Origin of the sequence: Streptomyces ipomoeae 91-03 (genome assembly GCF_000317595.1) — a bacterium.
Classification (GTDB): Bacteria; Actinomycetota; Actinomycetes; order Streptomycetales; family Streptomycetaceae; genus Streptomyces; species Streptomyces ipomoeae.
The window spans coordinates 1-10,444 of the sequence record NZ_AEJC01000524.1; the positions used below are offsets into that span (position 1 = coordinate 1).

The 10,444-nt window shown below is 69.4% G+C and carries 10 protein-coding genes; all 10 read right to left on the reverse strand.

All coding sequences use genetic code 11. The features are described 5' to 3' along the window. Positions 1-17: 17 nt before the first annotated feature. The 10 genes from STRIP9103_RS34050 to tsf all read right to left on the reverse strand — a co-directional run bounded on the left by STRIP9103_RS34050 (position 18) and on the right by tsf (position 10,325). Entirely contained in the window at positions 18-815 is a 798-nt protein-coding gene (locus tag STRIP9103_RS34050; protein WP_009328862.1) for a maleylpyruvate isomerase family mycothiol-dependent enzyme, read from the reverse strand. A gap of 25 nt (positions 816-840) precedes the next feature. Then, the gene (locus STRIP9103_RS34055; protein WP_009328871.1) at positions 841-1,872 is read right to left on the reverse strand and encodes an ABC transporter ATP-binding protein; all 1,032 of its coding nucleotides are present in this window, start codon (positions 1,870-1,872) and stop codon (positions 841-843) included. Then, entirely contained in the window at positions 1,873-3,582 is a 1,710-nt protein-coding gene (locus STRIP9103_RS34060) for an ABC transporter permease (protein ID WP_374005301.1), read from the reverse strand. Beyond that, entirely contained in the window at positions 3,558-4,640 is a 1,083-nt protein-coding gene (locus tag STRIP9103_RS34065; protein ID WP_009328863.1) for a thiamine ABC transporter substrate-binding protein, read from the reverse strand. Before STRIP9103_RS34065 ends, STRIP9103_RS34060 begins: the two co-directional genes overlap by 25 nt. A 267-nt stretch (positions 4,641-4,907) precedes the next feature. Then, the gene (rlmN, locus tag STRIP9103_RS34070) at positions 4,908-6,014 is read right to left on the reverse strand and encodes a dual-specificity RNA methyltransferase RlmN (protein WP_009328865.1); all 1,107 of its coding nucleotides are present in this window, start codon (positions 6,012-6,014) and stop codon (positions 4,908-4,910) included. Between the two features lie 64 nt (positions 6,015-6,078). Continuing rightward, positions 6,079-6,546 carry an SRPBCC family protein gene (locus tag STRIP9103_RS34075; RefSeq protein WP_009328874.1) on the reverse strand — a complete coding sequence of 156 codons (468 nt, stop codon included), beginning with the start codon at positions 6,544-6,546 and terminating at the stop codon, positions 6,079-6,081. A gap of 148 nt (positions 6,547-6,694) precedes the next feature. Then, a complete protein-coding gene (locus tag STRIP9103_RS34080) occupies positions 6,695-7,822 on the reverse strand; it encodes a phosphatidate cytidylyltransferase (RefSeq protein WP_086019353.1) in 1,128 nt (375 codons plus the stop codon). Continuing rightward, on the reverse strand, positions 7,822-8,379 hold the full coding sequence (gene frr / locus STRIP9103_RS34085) for a ribosome recycling factor (protein ID WP_009328868.1): 558 nt from the start codon (positions 8,377-8,379) through the stop codon (positions 7,822-7,824). Before frr ends, STRIP9103_RS34080 begins: the two co-directional genes overlap by 1 nt. 155 nt (positions 8,380-8,534) lie before the next feature. After that, complete coding sequence (pyrH, locus tag STRIP9103_RS34090; RefSeq protein ID WP_009328866.1) at positions 8,535-9,293, reverse strand: UMP kinase; 759 nt, start codon at positions 9,291-9,293, stop codon at positions 8,535-8,537. Between the two features lie 195 nt (positions 9,294-9,488). Continuing rightward, entirely contained in the window at positions 9,489-10,325 is an 837-nt protein-coding gene (tsf, locus tag STRIP9103_RS34095) for a translation elongation factor Ts (RefSeq protein ID WP_048821489.1), read from the reverse strand. Positions 10,326-10,444 lie beyond the last annotated feature (119 nt).

Consider the following 10,444-nt stretch of genomic DNA (forward strand, 5'->3'; position numbering starts at 1 on the left):
ACAGCCGTGTCGGCGGGTCAGCCGAACGTCGACCGCTCCAGCCAGGAGTCCAGCACGTCACGCTCGCCCAGCACCTCCAACCGCCCACCGTCCGGCGGGAGTCGGCGGTAGAAGGCGAGCAGCACCTCGGTGAGCGGGCCGCGCAGGGCGACCGTCGCCTTCTCGTGGCCACGCCGCCAGGCGACGACGTCCCCGGACAGGTCGATGAACCACTCCGCGTTCACGTCGGGCGTGTTGTCGGTGGCGTGCAGATGGATGCTGCTCCCCGGCCGACGCGACTCCCTCGCCGGGTCCTTCGGCAGCGTCCGCTGCGCCCACTGGATGATCTCCAGCCACTCGTCGATCGCGTCGGCGGCGACGTCCGGCGCGACCTCGTAGGGCAGCCCGGCGGCGAGGGCCGCGTCCGCGCGGTGGACGGTGATCTCATGCGTCATACGGCGGGCCCAGAACCCGGCGTTGAGGACCCCGGCCCATCCCCACACCTTGGCGTCCGGCCCCGCCTCCCGCAGCGCGCCGACCAGCATCTCGCCGGTCTCCGCGAGCCAGACGTCCAGCGCGCCGGCGTCCCCCTCGCCCTCGGGGCCACCGAAGCCGGGCACCCGTTCCTCCGGGATCTCCTCCTCGGCCCGCGTCCGCACGGTCAGCTCCACCCAGCGCAGGGCGCCCCCCACATGCCGTACGAGCTGTTCCAGCGTCCAGTCCGGGCAGGTCGGCACGGTGACGGACAGGTCGGCGCCGGAGGTCACCACGGATCTCAACAGGCCGACCTGGTGGGCGATTTCGTCGCAGTAGCGGTCATGTGCGAGCAGCGTCATGCCCCGCACCCTATGCGCCGGACGATCAGCCAAGTACGACAATTTCCGCCGAGTCGAACTCCACCCCGACCTCGTCCCCGGGCGCCGGCGCGTCCCGCAGCGCGCACGCCGCCTCAAGGCGCGGCGCGCCCTCCGGCTGGAGATGTACGGCGACATGGGTGCCCCGGAAGGTGCGCGCCGCCACCGTGCACCGCAGCCCCTCGGCCGCATCGACCAGCCGTACGCCGGCGGGCCGCACCAGCAGCGCGCCCGGACCCTGTGGCGAGCCCTCCGGGACCGGGACCTTGCCCCATGGGGTGTCCGCGGCCTGCCCGGTCACCGTCGCGTCGACCACGTTGTCGAAGCCGAGGAAGCGTGCGACGAACTCGTCCGCCGGCCGCTGCCACACCTCCAGCGGCGTACCGGACTGCGCGATCCGCCCGTCCCGCATCACCACGACCCGGTCGGCCAGCGCGAACGCCTCGCCCTGGTCATGGGTGACCGCCAGCACGGTCGTGCCCAACGCGCCGAACAGCTCCCGCAGTTCGACGACCAGCCGCTCCCGCAGCGAGCGGTCCAGCTGGCCCAGGGGCTCGTCGAGCATGAGCAGCCGGGGGCGCGGGGCGAGGGCGCGGGCCAGCGCGACCCGCTGCTGTTCACCGCCGGAGAGCGCGGCGACGGCCCGGCGCGCCGCCCCCGGCAGCCCGACCAGCTCCAGCAACTCTCCGACCCGTACGGTCTGTTCGGCCTTGGATGCGCCGTGCATCCGCAGCCCGAAGGCGACGTTGCCGCCCACGTCCCGCTGCGGGAACAGCTGGTGGTCCTGGAACATCAGGCCGACGTCACGCTTGTGCGCGGGCACCGAGGTGTTGTCCCGTCCGTCGAGCAACACCCGCCCGGAGTCCAGGGGTTGGAGTCCGGCGACCGCCCGCAGCAGCGTGGACTTGCCGCTGCCGCTGGGCCCCAGCACACACACGATCTCGTGCTCGGCGACCTCCAGATCGACCGCGTCGAGCACGGGCCGCCCCCCGAACCGCACGGTCGCGCCCGCAAGCCTCAGCAGCGTGTTCGGCACCATCTAGAACTCCCCCGTGCGATCGGGTCGAAGGCGCTCAAGGACCAGCAGGGCCACCGCGCACACCACCATCAGAATCGTCGAAAGGGCCATCGCCTGGCCGTAATTGAGGTCCCCGGGCCGCCCGAGCAGCCGGGCCACCGCGACCGGCAGCGTCGGGTTGTCGGCTCGCGCGATGAACACGGTCGCCCCGAACTCCCCGAGCGACACCGCGAAGGCGAACCCGGCCGCGACCAGCAACGCCCGCCGCACCAGCGGCAGATCGACCTCGCGCCACACCCGCCACGGCGACGCCCCCAGCACGGCCGCCGCCTCCCGCAGCCGCTCGTCCACCGCCCGCAGCACGGGCAGCATGGTCCGTACGACGAAGGGCACGCCGACCAGGGCCTGGGCCAGCGGCACCAGGATCCAGGAACTGCGCAGGTCCAGCGGCGGCTCGTCCAACGCGATCAGGAACCCGAAGCCGACGGTCACCGCGGACACGCCCAACGGCAGCATGAGCAGCGCGTCGAACCCCCGGACGAGCCGACCGGCCCGCCGTGTCAGGGCCGCAGCGGCGAGACCGCCGATGAGCACGGCGATGCCGGTCGCCGCGAGCGCGTAGGTGAGCGAGTTGCCGACGGCCTCGATCGGCGCCACCAGGAAGATCCCGCTGTCGTCGCCGGTCAGCGCCTCGTAATAGCCGAACGCGGACCCGGACGCGCCGAACGACCGCTCCACCAGCACGCCCAGCGGCAGCAGGATCAGCACGACGACCGTGCCGAGGACCCCGCCCAGCAGCGCCCACTGCCCGGCCCCGCGCGGCCGTCGTGCCGTGAGCGCGGCGTCCACCAGCCGCAGCGCGGTCTCCCGTCGCCGTACGGTCCAGGCGTGCACGGCGAGGATCAGGCCGACCGCGACGAACTGCACGAGCGTCAGCACGGCCGCCGTCGCGAGGTCGAAGATCTCCGAGGTCTGCCGGTAGATCTCCACTTCCAGCGTGGAGAAGGTCGGCCCGCCGAGGATCTGCACCACGCCGAACGAGGTGAAGGTGAAGAGGAAGACCATCAGCGCGGCGGCGGCCACGGCGGGCGCGAGCGCGGGCAGCGTCACCGTCCGCCACGCCCGCAGCCGGGACGCCCCGAGCATCCGCGCGGCCTCCTCCTGCCGGGGGTCGAGCTGCGCCCACAGCCCGCCGACGGTCCGTACGACGACCGCGTAGTTGAAGAACACATGCGCGAGCAGAATCGCCCACACCGTCGTGTCCAGTCGTACGCCCCACCACTCGTCGAGCAGCCCGCCCCGCCCGACCAGCGCCAGGAACGCCGTACCGACGACGACCGTCGGCAGCACGAACGGCACGGTGACGATCGCCCGCAGGACTTGCTTGCCCCTGAAATCGAAGCGCGCGAACACATACGCGCCGGGGAGCGCGATCAGCAGCGTGAGAGCGGTCGAGACGAGCGCCTGCCAGGTGGTGAACCACAGCACATGCCGGATCCCGGAGTCCCCCAGCACCTCCGCGATCCGCCCGACCTGCCACGTGCCGTCGACGTGCAGCCCGCGCTCGACGATCGCGGCGACGGGATAGGCGAAGAACACCCCGAAGAACGCGACGGGCAGGACCATGAGCCCGAGCCGCGCCGCGCTCCCCGTAGGGGCCCTTCGCTCCTTCCGAGGAGCCTTCGGTACCTCGGAAGGAGCCTTCGCTACTTCAGTACGAGCGAGGTCCACGACTTGACCCACTGGTCACGGTTCTCGGCGATCTTCTCCGGGGCCATGGTCTCGGGGTCCTTCGCCGCAGGGCCGAACTCGGTGAACTCGGCGGGCACGGACGCCCCCTCGACCACCGGGTACACGAACATGTTGAGCGGCATGTCCTCCTGGAACTCCTTCGAGATCAGGAAGTCGATCAGCGCCTTGCCGCCCTCGGCGTTCTTCGCGTTGCTCAGCAGCCCCGCGAACTCGATCTGCCGGAAGCAGGTACCGTCCGCGACCCCGGTGGGCGCGGTCTTCGGCCGCGGGTCCGCGTAGACGACCTCGGCGGGCGGCGAGGAGGCGTACGACACGACGAGCGGCCGGTCGCCCCCGGCCTTCTTGCCCTCGGTGGACCCGGAGAACTCCTGGTAGTACGCCTGCTCCCAGCCGTCGACGACCTTCACGCCGTTGGCCTTGAGCTTCTCCCAGTAGCTCTCCCACCCGTCGTCTCCGTACCTGGCCGCCGTACCGAGCAGGAAGCCGAGCCCCGGCGAGGAGGTGGAGGCGTTCTGGGTGACGAGCAGGTCCTTGTACTCCGGCTTGATCAGGTCGTCGAACGACTGCGGCGGCTCGATCTTGTGTTCGCTGAAGTAGGTCTTGTCGTAGTTGACGCAGATGTCCCCGGTGTCGATGGGCGTGACCCGGTGCTCGTCCTTGTCGAGCTGGTAAGCGGCGCCGACCTTGTCGAGCCCCTTCGCCTCGTACGACTGGAAGAGGCCGTTGTCGAGCGCCCGGGACAGCAGCGTGTTGTCGACGCCGAAGAAGACGTCGCCCTGCGGGTTGTCCTTCGTCAGGATCGCCTGGTTGACGGCCTGCCCCGCGTCACCGCTCTTGAGGACCTTGACCTTGTACCCGGACTCCTTCTCGAACGCCTTCAGCACGTCCTTGGAGTAGGCGAAGGAGCCATGGCTGACGAGGGTGACGGTCTTGGAGCCGCCGCCGCCGTCGCTGCCCGAGTCGGACGACCCGCACGCGGACAGCGTGACGAGCCCCAGACCGACGACCAGAATCGTTGTCTTCTTGGTGATGCCCACTGAATTGATTCCTCCTGGAGGTGACCAGGAAGAGACGCGGCCCTGCCCGGGACCGTCGGATGATCCGCCGGCTCCCGGGCAGGGCGCAACAGCTTGAGTGATGACCGAACTTCCTACCCAGAATGACCTGGGCGAGGTTCAGAGGGTCTGCGGCCTGGTTGCCGCACTCTCAGCGCTGTGGCGCTCCCCTGTCGGAATATGAAGATGTGTGTACGAAGGTCAGAGTACCCCGTGGCCGGATTCTGACTACTGTCCGGTGCCCGCGAGCTACCTCTCGGTCGCCGCCAGCTGGCCGCACGCCCCGTCGATCTCCTGCCCCCGGGTGTCCCGGACGGTCACCGGCACCCCATGGGCGGCGATGGCCTCCACGAACGCCTTCTCGTCCTCGGGCCGCGACGCGGTCCACTTGGAGCCCGGGGTCGGGTTGAGCGGAATCAGGTTCACATGCACCGGCTTGCCCTTGAGCAGCCGGCCCAGCCGGTCACCGCGCCAGGCCTGGTCGTTGATGTCCCGGATCAGCGCGTACTCGATGGACAGCCGCCGCCCGGACCTGGCCACGTACTCCCACCCGGCGTCGAGGACTTCGCGCACCTTCCACCGGGTGTTGACTGGTACGAGCGTGTCGCGCAGCTCGTCGTCCGGCGCGTGCAGCGAGATGGCGAGCCGGCACTTGAAGCCCTCGTCGGCGAACCGGTGGATGGCCGGCACCAGCCCGACCGTCGACACGGTGATCCCCCGTTGGGAAAGCCCGAGCCCGTCCGGCTCGGGATCGGTGAGCCGGCGGATGGCCCCCACGACGCGGTTGTAGTTGGCGAGCGGTTCACCCATCCCCATGAAGACGATGTTGGAGAGCCGCGCGGGCCCACCCGGGATCTCGCCGTCCCGCAGCGCCCGCATCCCGTCGACGATCTGGTGGACGATCTCCGCGGTGGACAGATTCCGGTCCAGCCCCGCCTGCCCGGTCGCGCAGAACGGGCAGTTCATCCCGCACCCCGCCTGCGAGCTGATGCACATGGTCACCCGGTCCGGGTACCGCATCAGCACCGACTCGACGAGCGTCCCGTCGAACAGCCGCCACAGCGTCTTGCGGGTCGTGTCCTGGTCCGTCGACAGATGCCGTACGACCGTCATCAGCTCCGGAAGCAGCGCCTCCTGAAGCTTGGCACGGGCACCCGCGGGGATGTCGGTCCACTGCTCCGGGGCGTGCGCGTACCGCGCGAAGTAGTGCTGCGACAACTGCTTCGCACGAAACGGCTTCTCCCCGACCGCGGCCACGGCTTCCTTGCGCTCCGCAGGCGTGAGATCGGCAAGGTGCCGCGGCGGCTTCTTGGCTCCGCGGGGGGCGACGAAAGTGAGTTCTCCGGGCTTAGGCATGGCCTACCAAGTGTCGCAGATCGTTTGGGTGCCCCATGGCCACGGCTGTGCCCGGCCCGTAGGGCTATGCGGGGGTGTGTTCCAGCCGATCCTTGAGGTGCTGTTCGTTGCGCGGCAGCTCCTTGCGGATCCGGGGGCGGACGACGAGGGGGACGAGGGCCTTGCCGATGCCCTTGCCGTCGAAGCCGACCTCCATGGTCACGCGGGAGCGGCGGCCGTCGTCGAGCGGGGTGATCTCGCCGTGCACATGGGCGCGGACGGGGCCGTCGACGCCCTGCATACCCCAGACACGCGGTGGCTCGAACTCGGTGAGCTTCATGGTCATCGGGATGTCCCGGCGGCCGATGTGCCGGGTGATGCGCAGCCGGGAGCCGACGCCGACGGGCCCGGCGTCGAGTTGCTCCGCCGAGACCGCGTTCTCCTGCCATTCCGGGATGTGGGAGAACTCGGTGATGTACGCCCAGACGTCCTCCGGGCGGCGGTCGATGTCGATCGATTCACGGAAGTCGGATGATTCACGGAAGTCGGACATGAAGTCCGCCCCCTTTCAGGGCGATCCCCCTGTATCCCCCCTGTAAGGGCCTCCACGAAAATCGTCCCACTCGACCGCCCGAGGGGCTACGCCAATGAGCCCCCGCCCTGGTCAGGACGGGGGCTCTCACGCCTCGTGTACATACCGGTCAGCCGGCGCCCACGAACAGCACCAGCAACAGCCACACCACCGGCGCCGTCGGCAGCAATGAGTCCAGCCGGTCCATGATCCCGCCATGGCCCGGCAGCAGTGTGCCCATGTCCTTGATGCCGAGGTCCCGCTTGATCATGGATTCGCCGAGGTCGCCCAGCGTGGCGCTGGCGGCGACGGCGAGACCGAGGAGCAGCCCCTGCCACCAGATGCCGTCGTGGATGACGAACTGCATGAGCAGGGCGCCCGCGACCATGGCGAAGGCGATCGCTCCGAGCAGTCCTTCACGGGTCTTGCCGGGGCTGATGCGCGGGGCGAGCTTGTGTGTGCCGAAGCGCCAGCCGACGGCGTACGCGCCCGTGTCGCTGACGACGGTCAGCACCAGGAACAACAGCACCCGCTGCGGTCCGTCGTCGGCAGTGAGCATCAGCGCGACGAACGTGGCCAGGAACGGTACGTAGAAGGCCGCGAAGACCCCGGCGGTGACGTCCTTGAGGTAGTTCTGCGGCGGTTCCGTCATCCGCCACACCAGGACGGCGAGCGCGGTGAGCGCCATGGCCACCCAGGCGCCCTCCGGGCCGCGTACGTACCCGGCGACGACCATGGCCGCCCCGCCGACCGCGAGCGGCACGAGGGGCGCCTTGATGCCCTTTCGTTCCTGCAGGCGGGAGGTGAGCTCCCACAGGCCGACCACGACGGCGACGGCTATCACGCCGACGAAGACGGCCTTGACGATGAACAGCGACGCCACGATCACCGCGCCGAGCCCGACTCCGACCCCTATGGCGGCACCCAGGTCACGGCCCGCGCTCTTCTTCTGCGGGGCGGGGTGTGGGGCGTCGGGCATGGGCTCCGGCTTCTGCGGCGCCTCCCCGTGGGGATGCGCCGACGGCGTCTCGTCGTGGAACAGGGGGCCGACCTGCCGAGCCGCCCCCCGGTCGTCGTCCTGGTTCCCGCCATGCGCGGGTACGTCGGGCACGATGGGCATGGGCTGAGTCTGCATCGGATGCCGAGCCTCAGGCGCATCGTACGCGGGACCCGCCGGGGCTTGCCCCTGGACAGGTCCCCGGTCGGTCGGCGCCCAGTACCCGCTGTGTGGCGGCGCCCCCCAGGAAGAGTCGTTCATCAGACCTCGAGGAGCTCCGCTTCCTTGTGCTTGAGCAGCTCGTCCACCTGGGCGACGTACTTCGCGGTGGTGTCGTCGAGCTCCTTCTCCGCACGGCGGCCCTCGTCCTCGCCGACCTCGCCGTCCTTGACGAGTTTGTCGATGGCGTCCTTGGCCTTGCGGCGCACGGAACGGATTGAGACCTTGGCGTCCTCGCCCTTGGTCTTGGCGACCTTGATGTACTCGCGGCGGCGCTCCTCGGTGAGTTCGGGGAACACCACCCGGATGATGTTGCCGTCGTTGCTCGGGTTGACGCCCAGGTCGGAATCGCGGATCGCCTGCTCGATGTTGCGCAGCGCGGTCTTGTCGAACGGGGTCACCACGGCCATGCGCGGTTCCGGCACCGAGAACGAGGCCAGCTGGTTGATCGGCGTCAGCGCGCCGTAGTAGTCGGCCACGATCTTGTTGAACATCGCCGGGTGCGCACGGCCGGTGCGGATCGCGGCGAAGTCATCCTTGGCGACCACGACGGCCTTCTCCATCTTCTCCTCGGCCTCGAGGAGGGTCTCTTCGATCACCACTTGCTCCTGCGTGTCTTGAGTAGGCCCGGCTGCTGTTGTCTGTTCGGTCGGCGGCCGGCTGCGTCGCGTCTTCTTCCTGCACGGTTCCCGACCGGCAGGACATTGTCCATCCCCCGGTCAGGCTCCGTCCCCCGGGCAGGGGAAGGAGTCGGTCAGGCCCGGCTTCCCTGGTCACCCACGAGAGTGCCGATCTTCTCACCCTTGACGGCCCGCGCGATATTGCCCTCCTTGAGAAGCTCGAACACAAGGATCGGCAGCTTGTTGTCGCGGCAGAGGGTGATGGCGGTGGCGTCGGCGACCTTGAGGTCGCGGGTGATGACCTCGCCGTAGCCGAGGGCGTCGAACTTGACCGCGTCCGGGTTGGTCTTGGGGTCGGAGTCGTAGACCCCGTCCACGCCGTTCTTGCCCATCAGCAGCGCCTCGGCGTCGATCTCCAGGGCACGCTGGGCGGCGGTGGTGTCGGTGGAGAAGTACGGCATGCCCATACCGGCGCCGAAGATGACCACACGGCCCTTCTCCAGATGGCGTACCGCACGCAGCGGGATGTACGGCTCGGCGACCTGGCCCATGGTGATGGCGGTCTGCACGCGCGAGTCGATGCCCTCCTTCTCCAGGAAGTCCTGGAGGGCGAGGCAGTTCATGACCGTGCCGAGCATGCCCATGTAGTCCGAGCGGGCCCGGTCCATGCCGCGCTGCTGGAGTTCGGCGCCGCGGAAGAAGTTGCCGCCGCCGATGACGACGGCGACCTCGGCGCCGTCGCGGACGACGGCCGCGATCTCCCGGGCGATGGCGTGCACCACGTCGGGGTCGACGCCGAGGCCACCGCCCCCGGAGAACGCCTCTCCGGACAGTTTCAGCAGAAACCGGCCGCGTACTTTGCCGTCGTCGCTCTTCTCGGGCTTGGTGGTCATGGAGATCTCGCCTCTTTACGTGTCGCACATACGAAGAAGGCCATTGCCGGTGGGGTGGTGTTCGCATCCCATGCGCGGCAATGGCCTCCTCGTCAGATCTGCTGTCGTCCGTCGCGCGTCACGCGCGCACGTGGCGGCGTACACGAACGACTGCACTCGACCCTATCGGGGCCGGGCGCCCGTCGCGTAACGGACTCAGATGCCGACCTTGATGCGCGTGAAGCGCTTCAGGGTGACACCGGCCTCGTCCAGGACCTTCTGGACGGACTTCTTGTTGTCGAGCGCGTACGGCTGGCCGAGCAGCGTGGCGTCCTTGAAGAAGCCGTTGAGGCGACCCTCGACGATCTTCGGCAGGGCGGCCTCGGGCTTGCCCTCGGCGCGGGTGGTCTCCTCGGCGACGCGGCGCTCGGACTCGACGACCTCGGCCGGCACGTCCTCCTTGGAGAGGTACTTCGGGGCGAAGGCGGCGATGTGCTGGGCGACACCCTTGGCCAGCTCGGCGTCGGCCTTGTCCAGCTCGACCAGGACACCGATCTGCGGCGGCAGGTCGGGCATGGTGCGGTGCATGTAGGAGTAGACGAAACCGTCGGCGAACTGCGCGAAGCGGTCCAGGACGATCTTCTCGCCGAGGTTGGCGTTGGCCTCGTCGACGTACGCCTGCACGGTCTTGCCGGCCTCGATCTCGGAGGCGAGCAGGGCCTCGATGTCGGCCGGGGAGGTCTTGGCGACGTGCTCGGCGATCGCAGTGGCGACGGCCTGGAACTTCTCGCCCTTGGCGACGAAGTCCGTCTCGCACTTCAGCTCGACCAGTACACCGGAGGTGTTGTCGTCGGCGATGAGGGAGACCACGGCGCCGTTCTCGGCGGAGCGGCCCTCACGCTTGGCGACGCCCTTCTGGCCCTTGATGCGCAGAGCCTCGACGGCCTTGTCGACGTTGCCCTCGGCCTCGTCCAGCGCCTTCTTGCAGTCCATCATGCCGGCGCCGGTGAGCTCGCGGAGCTTCTTGACGTCGGCGGCGGTGTAGTTCGCCATGATTCGTGAATCTCTTCTCGGAGTTCGAAGTCTCGAAGTCGGCGTCCGCGCGCCGCGCACGGGGCAGGCGTCCGCCGAAGATCTACGGGCTACGAAGATCTAGGGGCTGTGGATGAACG

Excerpts from the sequence above, each read along its gene's own strand:
- STRIP9103_RS34050 (WP_009328862.1), bottom strand. The coding sequence starts at position 815 with ATGACGCTGCTCGCACATGACCGCTACTGCGACGAAATCGCCCACCAG.
- STRIP9103_RS34055 (WP_009328871.1), bottom strand. The coding sequence starts at position 1,872 with ATGGTGCCGAACACGCTGCTGAGGCTTGCGGGCGCGACCGTGCGGTTC.
- rlmN (WP_009328865.1), bottom strand. The coding sequence starts at position 6,014 with ATGCCTAAGCCCGGAGAACTCACTTTCGTCGCCCCCCGCGGAGCCAAG.
- STRIP9103_RS34075 (WP_009328874.1), bottom strand. The coding sequence starts at position 6,546 with ATGTCCGACTTCCGTGAATCATCCGACTTCCGTGAATCGATCGACATC.
- STRIP9103_RS34080 (WP_086019353.1), bottom strand. The coding sequence starts at position 7,822 with ATGAACGACTCTTCCTGGGGGGCGCCGCCACACAGCGGGTACTGGGCG.
- pyrH (WP_009328866.1), bottom strand. The coding sequence starts at position 9,293 with ATGACCACCAAGCCCGAGAAGAGCGACGACGGCAAAGTACGCGGCCGG.
- tsf (WP_048821489.1), bottom strand. The coding sequence starts at position 10,325 with ATGGCGAACTACACCGCCGCCGACGTCAAGAAGCTCCGCGAGCTCACC.